This is a genomic window from Stenotrophomonas sp. GL_101 (assembly GCF_057835675.1).
In genome coordinates, this window is the sequence record NZ_CM174432.1 from 2,447,715 (window position 1) to 2,469,444 (window position 21,730).

The following is a 21,730-nucleotide window of genomic DNA, read 5'->3' on the forward strand; positions in this document are numbered from 1 at the left end:
GGACGCGCACTCATCATGTCTGACCCGAAAATGCCGCCCCCCCTGCCCCCCTCGCTGCCGCCGGCCGCGCTGAAGGGGCCGGGGTCGCCGCAGGATGTGCCGCCCCTGCCGGGCAGCTTTCCCGTGGATACCGCCTCGCTGCCGCAGGCGATCCGTGACGAAGTGGAGGCGCCCGACCCGGTGGCGCTGGATACCGCTGCCGCCGAGCTGAAGGACGGCCTCAACCGCTGTCCCAAATGCGGCGCCACCGACATTCGCCAGAGGCTCGGTACCGACATCCTGGTCTGCCAGTACTGCCGTAACGAATGGCACGGCAGCCGGGTCGAGGAGGAATTCGGCTTCGGCGAAGGCATCGACCAGCTGCGTGGCACGGTCATCGCGTCGGGCGCGCGCGACATCCAGGCCGATACCGCCAGCCTGATGAGCTTCAAGTGCACCGGCTGCGGCGCCGAAGTGACCATCAACACCGAGAACACGATGACCGCACGCTGCCATTGGTGCCGCCATGTGTTCGGGGTCAACGAACAGGTCGCCAACGGCGCGGTGCCCGATGCGGTGCTGCCGTTCCACATCCGCAAGGACGATGCGGTGGCGCGCATCCGCCAGTTCGTGGACAAGCGGCGCCTGTTCGCGTTGAAGGCCTTCAAGGAGCAGTTCACGCCGGAGAACGTGGTCGGCGTCTACATGCCCTACATGATCGTCGACGGCAACGTGAGTGCCAGCGTGGCCGGCAAGGGCGAGATCAAGACGCGTGAATACACGCGTGGCTCCGGCGACAAGAAAGAAACCTACTACGATGCGGACGTATACCAGATCGATCGGCATGTGGATTTCACCGTGGACGACCTGCCGCTGGAATCGTCCGCCGATCGCGGCAACCTGGACGCGCGCGCCAACACCAACAACATCATCAACACCATCCAGCCGTTCGATACCAAGAACGCGGTGAAGTGGAACGCGTCCTACCTGAGCGGCTTCACTTCGGAAAAACGCAACGTCGATGTCGAGCAGCTGCGGCCGCGCCTGGAAGACCAGTTGCTGTCCATTGCCCGCGCGCAGGTGGAAGACTCCGTACGCCGCTACGGGCGCGGGGTGCGCTGGGAACAGGAACAGCTTGAAGTGCACGGCACGCGCTGGGTGTCGATGTACCTGCCGGTGTGGCTGTATTCCTACCACCAGCCCGGCCGCAACGGCGGCATGCTGCACTACATCGCGGTGAACGGCCGCACCGGCGAAACCATGGGCAGCGTACCGATACAGCAGTGGAAAATGCTGCTTGCCGCGCTGACCGCCGGTACCATCATCGAAACCCTCGCAATCCTCTTCCTGGTGGCCAGCGCATGAGCGAAGACAGTGGTCTGTGGTTGTTGGCAGCCGGCCCGGCCGGTGCCAGTGCGCTTTACTGGGCGCTGTACCGGTACTACCGCAACACCGACAAGTCGCATGGGTTCGAGCACGAAACCGCGGTCGAGGCGCAGCCGGTGACCGGCTCGGACCGCAAGATCGATACGATCACCGGGACGCAGTCGACCAGTATCCGCGGCAACAACGTGGGCGCCTACCGGGCGCGGGTGCAGCGCGATACCGGCTGAGCCGATGGCCACGCCACCGGCGGCATCCGGGCAGGGAAGCGCTATGCTTTCCTGCCCTGTTGCAACGAGGCCTGCCATGCGCACGCTGTATCCGGAGATCGCTCCGTACCGTGAACACCGCCTGCCGGTGGATGCCACGCATACGATCCATGTAGAGGAATGTGGCCGCCCCGACGGCATCCCGGTGGTGTTCCTGCACGGTGGCCCGGGCGCGGGTGTGTCGCCGACCCATCGACGCTTCTTCGACCCGACCCGCTACCGCATCGTGCTGATCGACCAGCGCGGCAGCGGCCGCTCCACGCCGTTCGGCGAACTGCACGACAACACCACCGCCCACCTGGTCGCCGACATCGAGACGGTGCGGGCGCAGCTGGGCATCGAGCGCTGGCTGGTCTTCGGCGGGTCCTGGGGCTCGACCCTGGCGCTGGCGTATGCGCAGGCGCATCCCACGCGCGCGACCGGCATCATCGTGCGCGGCGTGTACCTGGGCCGGGCGGAAGAAAACCGCTGGTTCAACGAAGCCGATGGTGGTGCGCGCTGGGTGTTCCCCGAGCGCTGGGCGCGCTACGAGGCGCATATTCCCCCCGCCGAGCGCGCTGAGCTTCTCAACGCCTATTGGGCGCGGCTGGACAGCGCCGACCCGGCGACCCGCATCGCCGCCGCGCAGGCGTGGCTGGGCTGGGAAGACAATGCAGCGACGCTGGTGCATGACGTCACCGCGGTTTCAAGCGCCGATCCGCTCGACACCCTGGCCAAGGCACGTATCGAAGCACACTACTTCCGCCACCATGCGTTCCTGGAGCACGGCCAGCTGTTGCGTGGCATCGATCGCATCCGCCACCTGCCCGGCGTGATCGTGCAGGGTCGCTACGACATCATCTGTCCGCCGCGCAGCGCCTGGGAGCTGGCAACGGCCTGGCCGGAAGCCAGGCTGGAGATGGTGCTTTCCGGCCACAGCGCCACTGAACCTGCCACCGTCGACGCGCTGGTGCGTGCCACCGACGCATTCGCGGAGCAGCAGCGTCCCGGCTAGCGGCGGCCTGCACGCAGCCGGCACACCCGGCTGCGCATCATGGAGCCCCCTCCCCGGCCACGCGCCATGCCCACGCCCTCCGGTTCCCGCCTGGTTGTCTACGCTGCACTGGTCGGCAACCTGCTCATCGCCATCGCCAAGTTCATCGCCGCCGCGGTGTCGGGCAGCTCGGCGATGCTCAGCGAGGGCGTGCATTCTCTGGTGGACAGCATCAACGAGCTTCTGCTGCTGTACGGGCTGCACCGCGCCGAGCGCAAACCGGACACCACCCACCCGTTCGGCTATGGGCGTGAGCTGTACTTCTGGAGTTTCATCGTGGCGCTGCTGGTGTTCGCTGCCGGTGCCGGTGTCTCGGCCTACGAAGGCATCCAGCATATCCGCCATCCCGAGCCGGCCACCCATCACACCCTCAGCTACGTCATCCTGGGTATCTCCTTCCTGTTCGAGGGCACCTCCTGGTGGATCGCACTGCGTGAGTTCCGCGCGACCAAGGGCACGCAGGGCTATTTCGAGGCCTTCCGTCGCAGCAAAGATCCATCCATCTTCACCGTGCTGCTGGAAGACACTGCGGCATTGCTTGGCCTGGCCTTTGCGATGTGCGGGCTGCTGGCGGCGCAACTGCTGGAGATGCCGGTGCTCGATGGGGTCGCCTCGCTGTGCATCGCCGCGGTGTTGGCAGGCACCGCTTTCCTGCTGGCGCGGGAAACCAAGGGGCTGTTGCTGGGCGAAGCTGCGCACCCGCACGTGGCCGCGCGGATTCTCGCGGTGGCCAACGCAGATCCGGATGTTCGCAGCGCCAACGGGGTGACCACCATGCAGATGGGTCCACGCCAGGTCGTGGCCATGCTCAGTGCGGAATTCGAGGACGCCCGCACCACGCCTGAAATTGAAGCCTGCATCACCCGTATCGAGCACGCGGTCAAGCAGGCGTATCCCGAACTCACTGCACTATTCATCAAACCGCAGCGCCCGGAAGTGTTCCAGGCGCGCCGTGCCGCGCTGGGCCATGGCGGACGGCAGAACGAACAAGGTTGACTGCCATGCACACCGTCATTCGATATCCCCTGGTTGGCATCTGCATCGGCATGGCCGTGCTGATCGGTGCCTGCAGCCCACCGGGGCACCAGACCGCAAGCCCGTCGCCCACCGGGGGTGATCCGGGCGCGGCCAAGGCCGTGGCCAAGACGGTCACGCCCGCTGCGCCTGCCCGCAGTGAAACAGTGTTCGCCGAACCGCGGCCCGGCCTGGTGGTCCACGCCGTTGACGGCATGCACGTCGCCCACGATTTCAACCGCAGCTACCTGGCACTGGATGCCTGGAAACTGTCTGCCGGCCCGGACAGCGTCGGCACCCCGCTCGTCGCGCTGGTCCTGGAGGGTTCCAATGCACTGACCGCGGCGGAACTGCGCATCGGGCGCAGCGACCACCCTGCGGCCATCAAGGATTGCCTGACCGCGTCGGCCGAAGCGACCGCCGCCACCGACCTGGTGGACATCGGCGGCGTGCCCTTCACCCACTTCGCCAGCAGCGACGCGGCGATGAGCCATTATCTCCAGGCGCAGTGCTATCGCGTCGTTCGCCAGGGCGCGTGCTATGCGATCGACCTGATCGTGGTGGGCACGCGCCCGGAGGTCTACGATCCGCCGCGCACGCCACCGTTCAGCACCGCGCAGGCCCAGCAGCAGCTGGCCGATGCACTCCAGGCGGTGAGCTGGGTTGAATGATGCGAAGGCCCCCTGTCCTCCCGCTGGAGCATGCGGCATGAAGCACTGGACTCCCCTGCCGAGGCGCTTCTACCAGCGCCATCCCACCGAGGTGGCGCCGCAGCTGCTGAACACGTTGCTGGTGCGCGACGACGGGCGCGCCGGCCGCATCGTCGAGGTGGAGGCGTATGCCGGCAGCGAGGACCCGGCCGCCCATTCCTTCCGCGGCATGACCGCGCGCACCACGACCATGTTCGGCGAGGCCGGCCATCTGTATGTCTACTTCACCTATGGCATGCACTGGGGCGCCAATGCGGTGTGCGGCGATGTCGGCCAGGGCTGGGGCGTGCTGCTGCGGGCGCTGGAGCCGGTGGAGGGCATCGCACTGATCCGCGCGGCGCGTCCGGCGATCCGCCGCGACACGGACCTGGCCAGCGGTCCGGGGCGGTTGTCGCAGGCCATGGGCATCACCAGGGCGCTGGATGGCGCCGATCTGGTCAAGGATGACCGTGGCATCCGCATCGTGAGCGATGGCACTCCGCCCCCGGCGACGCCTGCCGTGGGGCCACGGATCGGAATCAGCAAGGCGATCGACTTTCCGTGGCGCTGGCACGTGCCGGGCCATGCACATGTGTCGGCGCGTTCACCTGCTTCGCCGCGTCGGCCGCGTCGGCCGCGCCGTTCAGACAGGTAAATCGTCATTCCGGTGTAAAATTCACCGCTTTAGCCGGAATCATGGCGAAAGCCCCCTACCGACCGCCCCTGCCGGGCCCGGCCTTCATCCGCCTTCTGGCGGGGTTTGCCGACGGACCCTTGGCTGTTTCCAGCCCGGATATCACCGACCGCCTCAGCCAATGGGTGGATTGGAACCGGGCGGTGGCGTTGTCGCGGGCGCTGGATGGCCGGCTGCCGGCGGCACCGGCCGACGCGCCAGCCTTCGATGCCACCGAGGACGCCGAGTGCACCCGGGCCCATGCGGCGCTGGCTGCGTCGATCCGCGCGCCGGACGCGGCCTCCCGCGGGACGGTCGCCAAAGGTGAGGACTATGCCCCGCATCGGCAGCGCTGCATTACCCTGCAGCGCGCCATGCAGGCCTCGACCGGACGCCTGCGGGGCCGCCTTCGCGACAGGCTGTGTACCGCCTCGGCGGACCTGGCCCGGCTGGCCGAGGTGGATGCGGTAATGGAGCAGACCCTGAGCCCACGCGAACAGACCTTGCTGGGCACGGTGCCGACCTTGCTTGGGCAGCACTTCGAGCGCCTGCGCCAGGCATCGGCGCCTGCGCCCGGCACGGCCTGGCTGGGCCGCTTCCAACAGGATATGCAGGACGTGCTGCTGGCCGAACTGGATGTTCGTTTTCAACCGATCGAAAGCCTGCTCGCAGCGCTTCGCCCCCGATAACTGGGACGTCATGTTCAGAACTAGTCTTTATTTCGTTGTCTTCCTTGCCGGCCTGCTGGCGGCGTGCTGGATCGGTGCCGGGTACCTGGGGTCCAACCCGGTGGGTGCGGCCGTCGCGGCGGTCATCGTGGCCTGCTACTGCGCCGGTGGCATCGAGCTGCTGCGCTACCGCCAGGCGACGCTGGGCCTGGGCCGTGCGCTGGCCGACGTGGACGCCGCGCAGGCCGAGCTCGGCACGTGGCTGCAGCGGGTGCCGGCCGGGCTGCGTAACGCGGTGCGCCTGCGCGTGCAAGGCGAACGCATCGCCCTGCCCGCGCCGGTACTGACCCCCTACCTGGTCGGGCTGCTGGTGCTGCTGGGCATGCTGGGCACGCTGCTGGGCATGATGGCCACGCTGCGTGGCACCGGCCTGGCACTGGAAAGCGCCACCGATCTGCAGGCCATCCGCGGGTCGCTGGGCGCACCGGTGGAAGGACTGGCGGTGGCCTTCGGCACGTCGATCACCGGTGTGGCGACCTCGGCGATGCTGGGCCTGCTGGCCGCGTTGTGCCGGCGCGAGCGCCTGCAGGTCGTACAGGGGCTGGATACCGAAATCGCCACCCGCCTGCACCCGCATTCGCAGGGCTGGCAGCGCGGCGAAGCACTGCGCATGGCCCAGGCGCAGGCCGAATTGATGCCGGCACTGGTAGAGCGCCTGCACGCCATGACCGTGGCGATCGAACAGCGCAGCACCGACACCCACCAGCAGTTGCTGGACAGCCAGGAGCGCTTCCACGCCAAGGCCGATGCAGAGCACGCACGCCTGGCCAGCGCGGTCGAAGGGGCCCTGAAAGACAGCGTGGCAGCGAGCGCCCGCGCCGTCGGCGAGGCGTTGCAGCCGATCATGCACAGCACCCTGCAGGCGATCGCCGGCGACACCCGCGCCCTGCAGGACAGTGTCGGCAGCGCGGTGCAGCAGCAGTTGGCCGGCCTGGATACGGCTTTTGCGGCCAGCCATGCCAGCAACGCGGCCACCTGGCGCAGTGCGCTGGATGCGCAGCAGCAGACCAGCACCACCCTGCTACAGGACCTGCGCGCCGCGTTGACACAGCTGGCCGAGCAACACGACCAACGCGCGGTCGGCCTGCTGGACGCGATGAACGCGCGCCTGGAAGCCAACGCACAGCGCTGGAGCGCGGCGCAGGCCACGCAGCAGGACAGCCAGCAGGCGCTGACGGCCGACCTGCGCGGCAGCCTGCTCCAGTTCACCGGCGAGCACGCCCGCCAGGCCAACGCGCTGGCCGATGCCCTTGCTGCCCGCCTGGACAGCACCGCCGAACGCTGGTCGGGCACGCAACAGGCGCAGCAGCAAGCCAACGTGGCGCTGGTCGCCTCGCTCGATGCCGCCCTGCAGCGCTTCACCGAACAGCACGATGCCCAGGCCACCGGCGTGGTCGAACGCCTGGCCGGCCGCCTGCAGGACAGTGCCGACCACAGTGCCACCGCCTGGACCGCTGCGCTGGACGCCCAACAGCAGCAGAGTGCCGCGCTGGCCGAGCGCAACCAGTCCGCGCTGACCAGCGTGACCGGTCGCTTCGATGCCCAGGCCACCGCGCTGGTGGAGGCCCTGCAGCACTCGCAACATGCCCTGCAGGAAGCGCTGGCCGCACGCGACGAACAACGCCTGGCCACCTGGAGCAGCACCTTTGAACAGATGACCGATGCGCTGGGCGAACAATGGGCGCAGACCGGCGCACAGACCGCGCAGCGCCAGCGTGAGGTCTGCGATGCCATGGCACGCACCGCACAGGACATCAGCGCGCATACCCAGCAGCATGCCAGCGCGACCATCGCCGAAATCGCGCAGCTGGTGCAGGTCGCCTCCGAGGCGCCCAAGGCCGCCGCCGACGTGGTCGCCGAACTGCGCCAGAAGCTCTCCGACAGCATGGTCCGCGACACCGCCATGCTGGACGAGCGCAGCCGCCTGCTGGCAACCCTGGAAACCCTGCTGGACGCGGTCAACCATGCCTCCACCGAGCAGCGCACGGCGGTGGACGCCCTGGTGACCACCTCCGCGGACCTGCTCGAACGGGTCGGCAACCGTTTCACCGACCATCTGGCGGCCGAAACCGGCAAGCTCGGCGAGGTCGCCGCGCAGGTCACCGGTAGCGCGGTGGAAGTGGCCAGCCTGGCCGATGCCTTCAGTGGCGCCATGCAGGTATTCGGCAGTGCCAGCGCCGGCCTCGGCGAGCGGCTTGAGCAGATCGGTACGGCGCTGGATGCCTCGCTGTCGCGCAGCGACGAGCAGCTGGCCTACTACGTCGGCCAGGCGCGCGAAGTGATCGACCTGAGCGTCTTGTCGCAGAAACAGATCATCGAAGAACTGCAGCAGCTGGGCGCGCGTGCCGGCGTTGACCAGGCTGCCGGCGCATGAGCGACGAGATCGAGGTCGAAGGCGAGTCCGGCGCCCCGATCTGGGCCGCCTTTGGCGATCTGATGTCGGTATTGCTGGGCGCGTTCGTGCTGATCCTGGTGGGCGTGGTGGCGCTGCAGCTGGAGCTGTCCAACCGGCTCGACCACGAGGTCAAGCAGCGCCAGGCCGAAGCGGCGCGGCGCAAGACCCTGGAACAGGCCCTGGCGGTGCCGCTGGCGGCCGGCCGGGTCACCCTGGTGGACGGCCGCATCGGCATCCGCGGCAGCGTGTTGTTCGCACTCAACTCCGACCAGCTGCAGCCGGAGGGCCGCGAGCTGCTCAAGAGCCTGGCGGCGCCCCTGGCCGAGTACCTGTCCTCGCGCGAGGAAATCCTGATGGTCAGCGGCTTCACCGATGACCGCCAGGTACGCGAAGGCAACCGCCAGTTCGCCGACAACTGGGCACTGTCGGCCGAACGTGCCTTGACCGTGACCCGTGCGCTGATCGCCGAGGGCGTACCGTCGTCGGCGGTGTTCGCCGCCGCATTCGGCGCCGAACAGCCGGTCGGGTCCAATGTCGACGAGGATGGCCGCGCGCGTAACCGACGCGTCGAAATGGCACCGATACCGCGGCCCAGGACGGCCGTCACCGCCGATGTCCGCTAAGCCGGCCGATCCACGGACAACGCTGCAGCAGTGGCGTGAGCAGCAGCTGGATCGTCACGACCCGGTGGGTTTTGCGGTGCTCGACGCGTTGCAGGCCCGTGCGGCCGCGCATGCGGGCCAGGCACGGCAGATCCTGGAGCAGCGGCTGGCGACGCGCATGGCGGACTATGCCAACGCGCTGCCACGCGCGTCTACCATCGCCGACGTTGCTTCACCTGCCCCCCGCTCACCGCTGGCCGCATTGCTGGCCGACCTTGCCCAGCGGCCGCGTGCCGAGGACACCGAGGCGTCGGCCTACCCGGCCCTCCCCGCCGTCGATGCATTCCGTGCGCTGTGGACCCAGGTACGCAGCCAGAGCCAGGTGCGGCAATCGCTGGGCGCCGCTCCCAGCGATGGCGGGCCACTGAACTCGGCGGTGCTGGTCCAGCGCGCCATCGCCTTGATGGGCGACACCTCGCCGGGGTATCTCAAGCACTTCCTGGGCTACGTGGACAACCTGGCCTGGCTGGAACAGCTGCAGCCACGCAACCTCGCCCCGGCCAGGGATGCAGGACGCGTGGCCCGGCCACGACGGCCGCGCGCCGCCAAGCCCTGACCAACGCCGCCAGCGACCTATACCAAGGTATATCGCAGCGAAACCACGGGCATCTATGCCCGTGCGCGCAAGGTGCGGACAATACGCGCATCGGCCCGACACGTCGGGTCGCCCGCCGCCGTCTCCTTCTTCTACCGGACTACCCCATGGATCCCGATCCTGCCGGGCGCCACGCGCCCCTGCGTTCTCCCTCGCACTGTCACTTCCCGGCGTCCGGCCGGCGGCTTCTGCTCGTCTGAGCATCGGGAGCCGGGCCGGCGCTGCCTGCCGGAGGCCTTCCGATGCACTACAAGATTCTCTACATCACCCTGCGCCGCCTGATTGGTGAGCGCGATGTCACCGCGCTGCGCACCCAACTGCTGCAACACGGTGCCCCCCTGTTCGCCCGGGCGCTCGCGCTGGGCTCGGCACGCATCATCGCCGATGCGCTCACCCTGCTGCCGATCAGCGAACGCATCAGCGTGCTGCGACATCTGCCCAGGCCGCTCCGCGACGCCATGACGCCGCTGTGCTCGCGCGGCAACCCGCACCGGTTACGGGCGGCGTTGGCCGGGCCCCTGGCCAGCGCCTGGCACGGCTGAGCGCTGCCTGCGCAGCCGCATCCGTTGCACCTCCCCGCTTTTGTTGCGTGCGCGTCCTGCGCGCGCTACCGCTTGTCTTATTGAGGATTTGCCCATGTCCCTGCTCAATGCATGGTTCGATGCCTTCCTGCGCAGCCGTCGCGCCGGCAGCCTGTTCCGTCGCCGCGCCCTACCCGAGGCCGGTATCGGCCGCGGCGCGGCCACGGCGGTCCCGGCCGATTTCAGCGCAGCGTTGCTGCGCTTGGCGCATGCACCGCTAGGGGCGGCGCTCGCCGCGCTGGATTCCCACGCCGATGGGCTCGCCGCCGCCGAAGCCGACGAGCGCCTGCAGCGTCTGGGGCCCAACGAGATCGATCACGAAAAGCCGCTGCCGTGGTGGCGTCACCTGTGGCAGTGCTACCGCAATCCGTTCAACCTGCTGCTGAGCCTGTTGGCAGCGGTGTCCTGGCTCACCGACGACCTCAAGGCCACCGTGGTGATCGGCACCATGGTGGCACTGTCCACGCTGATCCGGTTCATCCAGGAAGGCCGCTCCAACCGCGCCGCCGAGCGGCTCAAGGCGCTGGTCGGCAACAATGCGCGGGTGCTGCGGCGCGCGACGGGAAGTGCGGCGGCCGAGGTAGCCGACCGGTACTTCGGCGCGCAGTTGCACAGCCGCCGTCCGGCGCAGCAACAGTCGCTGCCGATCCGCGAACTGGTCCCCGGCGATCACATCGTGTTGTCGGCCGGCGACATGATTCCGGCCGATTGCCGCGTACTTACCGCCAAGGATCTGTTCGTGGCGCAGGCCGCGATGACCGGTGAGTCGCTGCCACTGGAAAAGTTCGCCACGCCCGACCTGCAGCAGGCCAACCTGCTGGAGCAGCCCAATCTGCTGTTCATGGGTACCAATGTGGTGTCCGGGACGGCCACCGCCGTGGTGCTGGCCACCGGCAACCGCACCTGCTTTGGCACCATCGCACAGCGCAGCACCGCCACCGAACGCGCGCGCGCCGCGTTCCAGGCCGGGGTGAACAGCGTCAGCTGGTTGCTGATCCGCTTCGCGCTGGTGATGGTGCCGTTCGTGCTGCTGGTCAACGGCATCACCAAGGGCGACTGGACCGAAGCCTTCCTGTTCGCGCTGTCCGTCGCGGTCGGGTTGACCCCGGAGATGCTGCCGATGATCGTCACCTCCACCCTGGCCAAGGGGGCGGTGCTGCTGTCGCGGCGCAAGGTCATCGTCAAGCGCCTGGATGCGATCCAGAACTTCGGCGCGATGGACGTGCTGTGCACCGACAAGACCGGCACCCTCACCCAGGACCGGATCGCGCTGGAGCGGCATACCGACGTCTATGGGCGGGACTCGCAGGACGTGCTGACCTTCGCCTACCTCAACAGCCATTTCCAGACCGGGCTGAGCAACCTGCTCGACCGCGCCGTGCTGGAGCACGTTGAGCTGCAGCATGAGCTGCGGCTGGCCCAGGACTACCGCAAGGTGGACGAGATCCCGTTCGATTTCGAGCGCCGGCGGATGTCGGTGGTGGTGTCCGAGCGCGACGACCACCATGAGCTGATCTGCAAGGGCGCCGTGGAAGAAATGCTGGCGGTGTGCAGCACCGTGCGCGAGGACGGGCATGACCTGCCGTTGGATGCGCAGCGCCTGGCGCGGGTCCGCCAGACCACCGAGGAACTCAACGAGCAGGGCCTGCGCGTGGTCGCAGTGGCGATGAAGGAAACCCCGGCCACCCGCCAGGTCTATTCGCAGGCGGACGAGCACGGGCTGACCCTGCTCGGCTATGTGGCCTTCCTCGACCCGCCCAAGGAATCCACCGCACAGGCGCTGCAGGCCCTCGCCGCGCATGGGGTGGAGGTCAAGGTGTTCACCGGCGACAACGAACTGGTCACCGCCCGCGTCTGTGCCCAGGTCGGGTTGCAGGCCGATACCATCGTAACCGGGCCTCAGATCGAGCGGATGGACGATGCGGCGGTGTCCGACGCGCTGATCCGGCACCGCGTGTTCGCACGCCTGACCCCCCTGCACAAGGAGCGGCTGGTACGTGCGCTGCGTGCCCAGGGCAAGGTGGTGGGCTTTCTCGGCGATGGCATCAACGATGCGCCGGCACTGCGCGCAGCCGACATCGGCATCAGCGTGGACAGCGCGGTGGATATCGCCAAGGAAGCGGCCGACATCATCCTGCTGGAAAAGAACCTGATGGTGCTCGAGGAAGGGGTGATCCAGGGCCGGCGCACCTTCAGCAACATGCTCAAGTACATCCGCATGACCGCCAGTTCCAACTTCGGCAATGTGTTCTCGGTGCTGGTGGCGTCGGCCTTCCTGCCGTTCCTGCCGATGCTGCCGTTGCAGCTGCTGGTGCAGAACCTGCTGTATGACATCTCGCAGATCGCCATTCCGTTCGACAACGTCGACGAGGAGCTGGTGCGCAAGCCGTTGAAGTGGAATCCGGCGGACATCGGTCGCTTCATGGTGTTCTTCGGCCCGATCAGCTCCATCTTCGATCTGAGCTGCTTCGCCCTGATGTGGTACGTGTTCGATGCGCGCACCGCCGCCGACCAGAGCCTGTTCCAGTCCGGCTGGTTCGTGGTCGGGCTGCTTACACAGACCCTCATCGTGCACATGATCCGCACCCCCAAGGTGCCGTTCCTGCAGAGCATCGCCGCCCCGCCGCTGCTGCTGATGACCGCGCTGATCATGGCCATCGGGGTGCTGCTGCCGATGAGCCCGCTGGCCGGTTACTTCAAGCTGCAGGCGCTGCCCGCGGGCTACTGGCCGTTCCTGGTCGCCATCCTGTTCGGTTACGCGGTGCTGACCACGTTGCTGAAGAAGGTCTACATCCGTCGCTACGGCTGGCAGTAAGTGCCGACACGGCACAAGGAGAACCGCATGGACTTCAACCCGAATCTGCCCGCATTCAATGCCGGCGCCACGCTGAGCACCCTGATCAGCCTCTCGGTCGCCTTCGTACTGGGCGCGGTGATCGGCCTGGAACGCCAGCTGCGCCAGCGCACCGCCGGACTGCGCACCAACACGCTGGTGGCGGTGGGGGCAGCGGTGTTCGTCGACCTGGCCGTGCGCTTCCACGACCTGTATGGCGGCCCACCCTCGCCGCTGCACGTGGTGGCCTACGTGATCTCCGGGGTGGGGTTTCTCGGCGCCGGGGTGATCATGAAGGATGGCGCGCAGGTGTCGGGCCTGAACACCGCCGCCACCTTGTGGGGATCGGCGGCGGTGGGCGCCTGTGCCGGCATCAAGCTGCTGCCCGAAGCGCTGCTGGCGGCACTGTTCGTGCTGGCCGCCAACACCCTGCTGCGGCCGGTGGTCAACCGCATCCAGCGGCAACCGCTGGAAGAAGCGCTCAGCGAGGCGACTTACGCGGTCACCGTGGTCTGCCAGCGCGAGCACCAGGCCGACGTGCTGGACCGGCTGTTGCTGCTGTTGGAACAGGCGCATTACCCGGTGCGGGCAGTCGAGCCGCGCCCGTTCGGCGACCGCGACGTGGAGATCGAAGCGGTGTTGTATGCGACGGCGGTAAACGCCGACGAGCTGGACGCGGTATTGGCCGCGCTGGCCGCCACCCCGGGGATGCTGCAGGGCTTCTGGAACGCCACCATGGAGGACTGAGCCCGGGCCGGCCACACCGCCGGTGCTATGCTCGGCCGCGTCGATCCACGCGGCGTTTGGCCACGTAATGCTGGGAGTCGCCCCGATGCCATCTTCGCCTTCGCGCCGCACCCTTGCCCTGCTGGTCCTGGGCACGGTGATGGCCGCGATCTTCGCCGCCGATACGCTCACCGACTATGCGGTGGCCGCCGCCTGCTTCTACGCGGCGGTGATCCTGGCCGCCTCACGCCTGCTGCCGCCGCGCGGCCTGCTGCTGCTGGCCGCGATCTGCATCGCGTTGACCGCCTTGAGTTTCTTCCTGACCCGCTTCGGCACCTACCGGATTGGACTGGTCAATTCGGCGATCGGCATGCTGGTGATCAGCATCACCACCTATCTTTGCGTGAAGATGGAAGCGGCCAAGGCGGCCGTTCAGGAAGCCCAGGCCCGGCTGCTGCGGGTGGCGCGCGCCTCCACCGTGGGCGAACTGACCACCTCGATCGCGCATGAGGTGAATCAGCCGCTGGCGGCCATTGCCAGCAGTGCCGAGGCCAGCCAGCGCTGGCTGGCACAGGCCCCACCCAACGTGGACAAGGCACGGCAGACCCTGGCCCGGATCCTCGCCGATGCGCACCGGGCCAGCGATGTGATTGCGCGCGTCCGTGGGCTGACCCAGGGCGCGGCACCCGAGCGCCACGGATTCGACCTCAACCAGGCGGTACTGGAGATGCTGGCGTTGTCGCACAGCGAACTGGAGCAGCACGGCGTGACGGTAACCACGCAGTTGGACGATGCTCTGCCGCCGGTGCTGGGCGACCGCGTGCAGGTCCAGCAGGTGATCGGCAACCTGATCCTCAATGCGGTCGATGCGATGGCCGAAGTGGCACCTGCCGCGCGCCGGCTGGTACTGCACAGCCGTTGCATCGACGCCGGCCGTGTGGCGCTGGAGGTGCGTGACCACGGCAGTGGGCTGCCGCTGGATGCGCCGGAGCGCGTGTTCGACGCCTTCTGGACCACCAAATCCGGCGGCCTCGGGCTGGGCCTGAGCTTGAGCCGCAGCATCCTGGATGCGCACGGCGGGGAGATCCGCGCGGAAGCGGCCGACGGCGGTGGCGCGCGTTTCGTGTTCGAGCTGCCGATCGATGCCGGGGCCGGGCATGGCTAGTCCGCGCCTGCCGGCGGCCGAGCCGAGCCCGATCGTGTATGTGGTCGACGATGACCCGTCGGTGCGCGCCGCGCTGGAAGACCTGCTCGCATCGATGGGCCAGCCAGTGCTTGCGTTCGCCTCGGTCGCCGCGTTCCTGCAACACCCGCGCGACGATGCGCCGGCCTGCCTGGTGCTGGATGTGCGCATGCCCGGCCAGAGCGGGCTGGACTTCCACCGGCAGATGGCCAGCCATGGGCTGCACCTGCCGGTGGTGTTCATTACCGGCCACGGTGACATCGCGATGGGCGTGGCGGCGATGAAGGATGGCGCGATCGAATTCCTGACCAAGCCGTTCCGTGACCAGGAACTGCTGGACGCGATCCACCTGGGCATCGAGCGCGACCGCGAGCGCCGTCGCGACGATGCCGTGCTGGGCACGCTGCGGCAACGCTGGGCCGCGCTCAATGCCGGCGAGCGCGCGGTGGTGGGCGGCGTGGTGCGCGGGCGCCTCAACAAGCAGATCGCCGCGGAACTGTCGGTCAGCGAGATCACGGTCAAGGTGCGCCGGGCCAATGTGATGCGCAAGATGCACGCCCGGAACCTGGTTGAGCTGGTGCGGATGTACGACCGGCTGGGCATTGGCTGACTGCCTGCCGGGCAGCGATATGCCCGCGCCGACTGGCCAGATGATCAATGGCCATCAGTGCCGCGACAGGACCGGGCCCAAGGCTTTCTAGAATGGGCCATGGCCGCATTGGCGGCCTCCCCTCCTGCCGTGGATGCCGATCGATGCGCCTTGCCCTGCCTTTTGCCCTGCTTGCACTGAGTGCCGCCTTGACCGCGTGCCAGCAGGCGCCCTCGGCCAGCCCGGTGGCCACTGCCGAGGCCGCGCCGGTCGCCGAAGAGATCGCCTGGCGGCATGGCGATGTCGACGATGCGTTCGCCGATGCGCGGCAAAGTGGCAAGCCGGTGCTGCTGTACTGGGGTGCGGTGTGGTGCCCGCCGTGCAACAAGCTCAAGGCCACGCTGTTCCGTGACCCGGCCTTCATCGCATTGACCCTGCAGTACGTGCCGGTTTACCTGGATGGCGACCAGGAAGGTGCGCAGGCGCTGGGCGAGCAGTTTGGCGTGCGCGGCTACCCGACGTTGATCGTGCTCGATCCGCAGCGCCACGAAATCACCCGGCTGGCCGGTGGCAACGACAGTGCCGAACTGACCCGGGCGCTGACCCTGGCCGCCAAGCGCCGCACCACGGTGGCCGATGTGCTGCAGGTGGCGGTGGTGACCCCACAGCGGGTCTCCGAGGACGATTGGCGGATACTGGGCGACTACGGCTGGGAAGTGGATGCCAGCCGCCTGTCCGGCCAGCGCGATCCGGCGCAGTTGCTGCAGCAGTTGGCCAGCACCGCGCCGGAACCGGCTCTGCAGCGGCGCTTTGCGCTGCTTGCCGACGGCGCCCGCAGCGGCGCCAAGGACGCACCGGCACCGGCCACGCAGGAACGCGAGCGCACCGCCGCGCTGCTGTCGGCGGTACTGGCGACGCCGGCCGAGGTCCGTGCCAACCGCGACCTGCTGGGCTACCAGGGGCCGGCGCTGGTGGCCCGCGCGGCCGCTACCCCGGAACAGGCGCAACAGCTGGGGGCCCAGTTGCTGGCCGCGCTCGAGCGTGCCGATGCGACCCAGGACAACGCCGCCGATGCGCGGCTGGCCAGCGTGATCACCGAACTGACCTTGTTCAAGCAACAGCATCCGGCCAGCGCGGTCCCCGCTACGCTGCGCGAGAAGGCGCATGCCCGGGTGGCGGCCGCCGATGCGGCGGCAAAAACCCCGCACGAGCGCCAGGCCACCATCAGCAGCGCGGTGTACGTGCTGCGTGAGGTCGGCGACGACCCCGCGGCGGAAACGCTGCTGCTGGCCGAGCTGGACCGCAGCCAGACGCCGTATTACTACATGCCCGAACTGGCCGAGCTGGCCGAAGCGCGCGGTGACAAGGATGCGGCCGTGGACTGGTTGCGCAAGGCCTACGAGGGCGCGCAGGGGCCGGCCACACGGGTGCAGTGGGGCGTGCTGTACGTGGAGGGGCTGGTGCGCCTGCGTCCGGACGATGGCCAGGCGATCGAGGCCGCCACCACCCAGGTCATCGCCGAGCTGGATGCGCAGCCGGCCGGCTACCACCAGCGCACGCGCCAGCGTTTTGAGCGCCTGGCCACCACGTTGCAGGGCTGGAGCCGGCAGCACCACGGTACCCAGGCGCTGCAGCGCCTGCAGGCGCGCATGGGCCAGTCCTGTGCACAGGCCGCGCCCGGCGCGGACGCAACCGCCGCCTGCGAGCGCTGGCTGAAAAGCTGACGCGCCCTATCCGCGCAACGTGGCCCCTCCGTCCACGTACAGATCGCTCAGGGCAATGTGGCCGGCCTGGTCGGACAGCAGGAACATCACCGCCTGGGCGATGTCGTCCGGGCTGGCGAGCTTGCGCAGCGGGATGCCGGCCTTGTAGGTCTGCGGGCTGCCGTCGATGACGCGCTGGGCACCGTCGGCGTCGGCCCACATGCCGGTCTGCATGGCGGTCAGGGTCGAACCGGGTGCGACGATATTGCAGCGGATGCCGTGCGGGGCCAGTTCCAGCCCCAGGCAGCGGGTGAACATGGTGGCGGCCGCCTTGGACGCCGCATAGGCGGCCATGCCGTGCCGGGGTACGCCGGCGGCGTTGGAGCTGACCGTGACGATGGCGCCGTGGCGACGCGGCGTCATCACCCGTGCCAAGGCGCGGCACACATGGAACACGCCGTCGGCGTTGACCGCGAAAACGCGCCGCCACTGCGCGTCGCTGATCGCTTCGACGTTGCCCACCTGCAGCACGCCGGCAACGTTGATGCCGAAACCGATCGCACCGTGCAGGTGCTCGGTGCGTGCGACCAGCGCATCCACCGCCGCCGCATCGGTGACATCCAGCGCCGCGGTGTGCAGGCTGGGATGCGCCGCCAGCACCGGCGCGATCACGTCGGTGGCCACCACCCCGCAGCCACTGTCCAGCAGCTGTTGCACCAAGGCAGTACCGATGCCACCGCCGGCCCCGGTGACCAGGGCGAGGGTGCCGTCGAATCCAGTGAGTTTCATGCGGGTGGTTCCTGTGTGGGGGCATCCCAGCGCTGCAGGTGCGCCGACAGCCACGGCGCAATCCGGGCAACGGCATCGCGCCCGGTCAGCTCGGCATGCAGGTAAGGCAGCGCGAGGGCCTGGACCTCGCTGGCATGGGCGTGCCAGAGCGTGGATTGCAGGTGCGGGCGTGTGGCGTGGTCGCGCGCGGCGCGGACGTGGCGCAATGGTCCGTCGTAGCGGGCGTGGTGGTGGTCGCGGATCAGGCGATTGGTACCGGTTACCGCGCGGACCACGCCGTCGAGCACGGTGTCGGGCAGATTGCCCAGCGCGCTGTCGCCGCGCCGCAGGAAGGCGACGATGCGCTCGCGCGTGTCCAGCTCGGCATGGGCGTCGGGATCGTGCCCGGCGATGGCCAGCAATGCCCGCAGCGCGGCAATCGGGTCCGGCTCCGGCTCGGCACGCCAGCATTCGCTGGGGTAGGCATCCAGCAGCACCAGTTCGCCCACCGGGTGGCCGAGCGCCTGCAACCGTACCGCCATCGTCTGGGCGATGATGCCGCCGACCGACCACCCGAGCAGATGCACCGGGCCCTCCGGCTGCAGGGCCAGCACGCGCGCCACGTAATCGGCCGCCAGCGCATCGATGCTGGCCGGCAACGGCTGCGTTGCATCCAGCACGGGCGATTGCAGGCCATGCACATCGCGCGCAGGCTGCAGTGCACGGGCGAGGTCGCGGTAGTTCCAGGCGATGCCGCCGGCCGGATGCACCACGAACAAGGGCGCCCTGCCCGGCTCGCCGCGCGCCAGCGGAATCATCGGCGACAGGCCATGGTCGGTATCGGCCTGCGGTGCATCCAGCAGTGCCGCCAGCGCGGCCACCGTGGGCGCGCTGAACACCGCGCCGAGGCCGGGATCGCGCTGCCAGTGCTGCTGGATCGCCAGCAGCAGGTGTACCGCCGAGAGCGAGTCGCCGCCCAGGCTGAAGAAATCCGCCTCCGCACCAACCGGTGCGGGCAGGCCCAGCACCTGCGCGAACAACCGTGCCAACCGCCGCTCGCTGTCGGTCCGCGGTGCGACGTCCGCCGCGCTGGCCGCGACCGGTTCAGGCAACGCCGCCCGGTCCAGCTTGCCGTTGGCGGTCACCGGCCACGCATCGACCACCACCAGCGCAGCGGGCACCATGTAGTCGGGCAGCTGGGCGGCCAGCGCGGTGCGCAGCGGTGCCGTCTCCAGCGCGCTGCCAGACACGTAGCCCACCAGCCGGCGATCGCCGCGGCGATCCTCGCGCAGCAGCACCTCGGCGCGTACCACGCCCGGCTGCGCGCGCAAGACCGCTTCGATCTCGCCCAGCTCGATGCGCAGGCCACGCAGCTTGACCTGGTGGTCACTGCGGCCGAGATACTCCACGGCGCCGTCCTCACGCCAGCGGGCGACGTCGCCGCTGCGGTACAGGCGGCCACCGCGCACGTGGGGATCGGCGATGAAACGCTCGGCGGTAAGGTCATCGCGGCCCAGGTAGCCCCGCGCCAGCTGCACGCCGCCCAGGTAAAGATCCCCCGGCACGCCGGGCGGCAGCGCCCGCATGCGCGCATCCAGTACGTACAGCCGGGTGTTCCACACCGGCCGGCCGATCGGCACCGGCTGCGAACGATCCCCGACGCTGGCCGGCCATGCACTGACATCCACCGCAGCCTCCGTCGGCCCATACAGGTTGTGCAGCTCGGCGGTGACGGTGGCATGGAAGCGATCGCGCAGCGATGCCTCCAGTGCCTCGCCACTGGTGAACACCCGGCGCAGTGACAGTCCCTGCGCGGCGGGCACGGCCAGGAAGGCCTCCAGCATCGACGGCACGAAATGCAGCGTGGTGATGGCATGGCGGGCGATCAGCGCGGCCAGCGCCTGCGGGTCGCGGTGCAGGGCCGGCGCTGCGATCACCAGTGTGGCGCCGCACAGCAACGGCAGGAAGAACTCCCAGACCGACACGTCGAAGGTGGCCGGGGTCTTCTGCAGGATGCGCTCATCGGTACCGAAGCCATAGTGCTGGCGCATCCATTCGAGACGATTGACGATGGCACGGTGCTCGATCAGCACGCCCTTGGGTTCACCGGTCGAACCGGAGGTGTAGATCACGTACGCGGCATCCTGCGGCTGCACCGCATCGGCCAGCACTGCGTCGGTCGCGGTTGCCCAGTCGTCCGGCGCCAGCACCGGACGCCCGCCGAAGCGCGCCGCGTCACTGGCCTCGGCCAGCACGCAGACCGGCTCGGCCGAGTCCAGGATCCGCGCCAGCCGCGCATCGGGATGGGCCAGGTCGACCGGCAGGTAGGCCGCACCGGCGCGCAGCACCGCCACCAGCGCGACCACCAGTGCCAGCGAGCGCGGCAGCGCAATCACCACCCGCGACTCGCGTCCTGCGCCCAGCGCCTGCAGCTGCAGCGCAAGCGCCCGGCTGCGGCGCTCCAGTTCGGCATAGCACAGTGTCGCGTCACCATATTCCAGCGCGATGGCCGTCGGGTGGGCCTGCATCGCGGCCACCAGCCGTGCGCTCAGTGATTCATCCGGCACCGCCTGCGCGGTGGCGTTGACCTCATACAGGTAGCGCTGCGCCTCGCCCGGCGTGGCCAGGTCGATGTCCTCCATCCGCCCGTCGCGGTCATGCACCTCCAGCGCAGCGCCGAGGAAGTGCAACAGGCGATCGGCATGCGCGCGCAGCTGCGCAGGGGCGTACAGGGCCGGGTTGGCCTCGATTTCCAGGTCCAGCTGCGTGCTGCCATCGCCGCGGAAGCCAAAGTTGATGTCGTCCACCGGACCGGTGCCGAGCACCTCCAGGTGGGTCTGCACACCGGCCAGCGGCAACGGCCGGTAGAACGGTTGCACGTTGACCATCGGGCCGTGCAGTCGACGCTGGCCACCGACCAGGCCCAGGTCACGGCGCAGCTGTTCGCCGCGATAGCGACCATGCCGGCGGCCCCGCAGCAGGTCACGGGCAACCGTGCGGACAAAGCCTGCAACGCTGTCATCGGTAGCGGCCACGCGCAGCGGCAGCACATTCATCACCATCGCCGGCACCCGCGCCGAAACACTGCCGAGCCGACCCATGAAGGGTACGCCCAGCACACATTCATCCAGCGCGCTGAAACGGCGGCAATACGCCGCGGTCAGCGCGCTCAGCAGGTCTGGCCAGGGTTGCCCGATCTGCTGCGCGGCCACCTGCACGCGGGCGCGCAGCGCCGACGGCACCTCGCTGACCAGCCGCAGCGCATCGGCGGCGGCGGCAGCAGCTGTGCCTGCAAGCCCTTCCGCGGCCGGTGCGCCGGCCATGTACTGGTGCCAGTACACGGCATCGGCGCTGCGCCGCTCGCTGCCGGCATAGGCCGCATCCTCGGCAACCACCCTGTCGAATGCGCCCAGTACCCCATCGTCGGCAGCGTGCCCGGCGTACAGCGCGCAGAGCCGTTCACTGAACAGTGCCATCCCGTAGCCGTCGGTGGCCAGGTGGTGCACACGCAGGTACCAGACGAACTGGTGGCTACCAAGGACGAACAGGCAGTGGTGCGCCACGCGGTCGCGGGCGGGATCCACCGCTTGCAGCCGGTCCTGGTCCATCGCCGCGCGCGCGGCCGCGGCGGGGTCGGGCTGCAGCGACAGGTCGATGACCTGCAACTCAGGGACATGGTCCGGGTCGTGCCACTGCTGCGGCTGGCCGTCGTCGCCTACCGCAACCCGCAGCGCCAGCGTGCCAGCTTCCTGCACGGCCGCTGCTGCCGCCGCGACGAAGCGTGGCACCTCCAGCACACCCTCGATCCAGACGGCATGCGCGGTGTTGAACGCCGCCGGCGCGGCGGCCAGTCGCTGCGCGTACCACAGCCCGGTCTGCGCCTCGGTCAGCGGCTGCCGTTGCGCTGCTCCACCGGGCGCGGCCATG

The 21,730-nt window shown here is 69.0% G+C and carries 18 protein-coding genes; 16 read left to right on the plus strand and 2 right to left on the minus strand.

Annotated elements, in window-relative coordinates; translation table 11 throughout:
• Positions 1-15 precede the first annotated feature (15 nt).
• The 16 genes from AC3IR9_RS10780 (at position 16) to AC3IR9_RS10855 (ending at position 17,056) form a co-directional block, all read left to right on the plus strand.
• Positions 16-1,344 (plus strand): TFIIB-type zinc ribbon-containing protein, encoded by a 1,329-nt coding sequence (locus AC3IR9_RS10780; protein ID WP_489290661.1) that lies wholly within the window; start codon positions 16-18, stop codon positions 1,342-1,344.
• The gene (locus AC3IR9_RS10785) at positions 1,341-1,592 is read left to right on the plus strand and encodes a hypothetical protein (RefSeq protein WP_489290663.1); all 252 of its coding nucleotides are present in this window, start codon (positions 1,341-1,343) and stop codon (positions 1,590-1,592) included. Before AC3IR9_RS10780 ends, AC3IR9_RS10785 begins: the two co-directional genes overlap by 4 nt.
• A 76-nt stretch (positions 1,593-1,668) precedes the next feature.
• A complete protein-coding gene (gene pip / locus AC3IR9_RS10790; protein WP_489290665.1) occupies positions 1,669-2,625 on the plus strand; it encodes a prolyl aminopeptidase in 957 nt (318 codons plus the stop codon).
• Between the two features lie 66 nt (positions 2,626-2,691).
• Complete coding sequence (locus tag AC3IR9_RS10795; RefSeq protein ID WP_489290667.1) at positions 2,692-3,660, plus strand: cation diffusion facilitator family transporter; 969 nt, start codon at positions 2,692-2,694, stop codon at positions 3,658-3,660.
• A 5-nt stretch (positions 3,661-3,665) separates the two neighbouring features.
• Entirely contained in the window at positions 3,666-4,349 is a 684-nt protein-coding gene (locus AC3IR9_RS10800; RefSeq protein WP_489290669.1) for a hypothetical protein, read from the plus strand.
• A gap of 37 nt (positions 4,350-4,386) precedes the next feature.
• Positions 4,387-5,022: a DNA-3-methyladenine glycosylase gene (locus AC3IR9_RS10805; protein WP_489290670.1), complete on the plus strand. Its 636-nt coding sequence runs from the start codon at positions 4,387-4,389 to the stop codon at positions 5,020-5,022.
• Between the two features lie 41 nt (positions 5,023-5,063).
• Positions 5,064-5,729, plus strand: a complete 666-nt coding sequence (locus AC3IR9_RS10810) for a DUF3348 domain-containing protein (protein WP_489290672.1) — start codon at positions 5,064-5,066, stop codon at positions 5,727-5,729.
• Positions 5,730-5,739: 10 nt separating this feature from the next.
• Entirely contained in the window at positions 5,740-8,142 is a 2,403-nt protein-coding gene (locus tag AC3IR9_RS10815) for a DUF802 domain-containing protein (RefSeq protein WP_489290673.1), read from the plus strand.
• A complete protein-coding gene (locus AC3IR9_RS10820; RefSeq protein ID WP_489290675.1) occupies positions 8,139-8,786 on the plus strand; it encodes an OmpA family protein in 648 nt (215 codons plus the stop codon). The genes AC3IR9_RS10815 and AC3IR9_RS10820 overlap by 4 nt, the downstream gene beginning before the upstream one ends.
• Complete coding sequence (locus AC3IR9_RS10825; protein WP_489290677.1) at positions 8,776-9,381, plus strand: DUF2894 domain-containing protein; 606 nt, start codon at positions 8,776-8,778, stop codon at positions 9,379-9,381. The genes AC3IR9_RS10820 and AC3IR9_RS10825 overlap by 11 nt, the downstream gene beginning before the upstream one ends.
• 281 nt (positions 9,382-9,662) lie before the next feature.
• The gene (locus AC3IR9_RS10830; protein ID WP_489290679.1) at positions 9,663-9,962 is read left to right on the plus strand and encodes a hypothetical protein; all 300 of its coding nucleotides are present in this window, start codon (positions 9,663-9,665) and stop codon (positions 9,960-9,962) included.
• A 94-nt stretch (positions 9,963-10,056) separates the two neighbouring features.
• On the plus strand, positions 10,057-12,816 hold the full coding sequence (gene mgtA / locus AC3IR9_RS10835) for a magnesium-translocating P-type ATPase (protein ID WP_489290681.1): 2,760 nt from the start codon (positions 10,057-10,059) through the stop codon (positions 12,814-12,816).
• A gap of 27 nt (positions 12,817-12,843) precedes the next feature.
• The gene (locus AC3IR9_RS10840) at positions 12,844-13,581 is read left to right on the plus strand and encodes an MgtC/SapB family protein (RefSeq protein WP_489290682.1); all 738 of its coding nucleotides are present in this window, start codon (positions 12,844-12,846) and stop codon (positions 13,579-13,581) included.
• Positions 13,582-13,666: 85 nt separating this feature from the next.
• Positions 13,667-14,725, plus strand: coding sequence for a sensor histidine kinase (locus AC3IR9_RS10845; RefSeq protein ID WP_489290684.1), 1,059 nt, complete (start codon positions 13,667-13,669; stop codon positions 14,723-14,725).
• Positions 14,718-15,353 carry a response regulator transcription factor gene (locus AC3IR9_RS10850; protein WP_489290686.1) on the plus strand — a complete coding sequence of 212 codons (636 nt, stop codon included), beginning with the start codon at positions 14,718-14,720 and terminating at the stop codon, positions 15,351-15,353. The genes AC3IR9_RS10845 and AC3IR9_RS10850 overlap by 8 nt, the downstream gene beginning before the upstream one ends.
• 143 nt (positions 15,354-15,496) lie before the next feature.
• Positions 15,497-17,056, plus strand: a complete 1,560-nt coding sequence (locus AC3IR9_RS10855; RefSeq protein ID WP_489290688.1) for a thioredoxin family protein — start codon at positions 15,497-15,499, stop codon at positions 17,054-17,056.
• A 6-nt stretch (positions 17,057-17,062) separates the two neighbouring features.
• On the opposite strand, the gene AC3IR9_RS10860 is transcribed toward AC3IR9_RS10855, so the two are convergent.
• Together AC3IR9_RS10860 and AC3IR9_RS10865 are read right to left on the minus strand one after the other, a co-directional pair.
• Entirely contained in the window at positions 17,063-17,824 is a 762-nt protein-coding gene (locus tag AC3IR9_RS10860; RefSeq protein WP_489290689.1) for a 2,3-dihydro-2,3-dihydroxybenzoate dehydrogenase, read from the minus strand.
• Positions 17,821-21,729 (minus strand): amino acid adenylation domain-containing protein, encoded by a 3,909-nt coding sequence (locus AC3IR9_RS10865; RefSeq protein WP_489290691.1) that lies wholly within the window; start codon positions 21,727-21,729, stop codon positions 17,821-17,823. Before AC3IR9_RS10865 ends, AC3IR9_RS10860 begins: the two co-directional genes overlap by 4 nt.
• Position 21,730: the final 1 nt, after the last annotated feature.

Coding starts and splice junctions, on each gene's coding strand:
- AC3IR9_RS10850 (WP_489290686.1), top strand. CDS start 14,718: ATGGCTAGTCCGCGCCTGCCGGCGGCCGAGCCGAGCCCGATCGTGTAT.
- AC3IR9_RS10815 (WP_489290673.1), top strand. CDS start 5,740: ATGTTCAGAACTAGTCTTTATTTCGTTGTCTTCCTTGCCGGCCTGCTG.
- AC3IR9_RS10810 (WP_489290672.1), top strand. CDS start 5,064: ATGGCGAAAGCCCCCTACCGACCGCCCCTGCCGGGCCCGGCCTTCATC.
- AC3IR9_RS10820 (WP_489290675.1), top strand. CDS start 8,139: ATGAGCGACGAGATCGAGGTCGAAGGCGAGTCCGGCGCCCCGATCTGG.
- pip (WP_489290665.1), top strand. CDS start 1,669: ATGCGCACGCTGTATCCGGAGATCGCTCCGTACCGTGAACACCGCCTG.
- mgtA (WP_489290681.1), top strand. CDS start 10,057: ATGTCCCTGCTCAATGCATGGTTCGATGCCTTCCTGCGCAGCCGTCGC.
- AC3IR9_RS10855 (WP_489290688.1), top strand. CDS start 15,497: ATGCGCCTTGCCCTGCCTTTTGCCCTGCTTGCACTGAGTGCCGCCTTG.
- AC3IR9_RS10800 (WP_489290669.1), top strand. CDS start 3,666: ATGCACACCGTCATTCGATATCCCCTGGTTGGCATCTGCATCGGCATG.
- AC3IR9_RS10840 (WP_489290682.1), top strand. CDS start 12,844: ATGGACTTCAACCCGAATCTGCCCGCATTCAATGCCGGCGCCACGCTG.
- AC3IR9_RS10865 (WP_489290691.1), bottom strand. CDS start 21,729: ATGGCCGCGCCCGGTGGAGCAGCGCAACGGCAGCCGCTGACCGAGGCG.
- AC3IR9_RS10795 (WP_489290667.1), top strand. CDS start 2,692: ATGCCCACGCCCTCCGGTTCCCGCCTGGTTGTCTACGCTGCACTGGTC.
- AC3IR9_RS10845 (WP_489290684.1), top strand. CDS start 13,667: ATGCCATCTTCGCCTTCGCGCCGCACCCTTGCCCTGCTGGTCCTGGGC.
- AC3IR9_RS10780 (WP_489290661.1), top strand. CDS start 16: ATGTCTGACCCGAAAATGCCGCCCCCCCTGCCCCCCTCGCTGCCGCCG.
- AC3IR9_RS10805 (WP_489290670.1), top strand. CDS start 4,387: ATGAAGCACTGGACTCCCCTGCCGAGGCGCTTCTACCAGCGCCATCCC.
- AC3IR9_RS10830 (WP_489290679.1), top strand. CDS start 9,663: ATGCACTACAAGATTCTCTACATCACCCTGCGCCGCCTGATTGGTGAG.
- AC3IR9_RS10825 (WP_489290677.1), top strand. CDS start 8,776: ATGTCCGCTAAGCCGGCCGATCCACGGACAACGCTGCAGCAGTGGCGT.
- AC3IR9_RS10860 (WP_489290689.1), bottom strand. CDS start 17,824: ATGAAACTCACTGGATTCGACGGCACCCTCGCCCTGGTCACCGGGGCC.
- AC3IR9_RS10785 (WP_489290663.1), top strand. CDS start 1,341: ATGAGCGAAGACAGTGGTCTGTGGTTGTTGGCAGCCGGCCCGGCCGGT.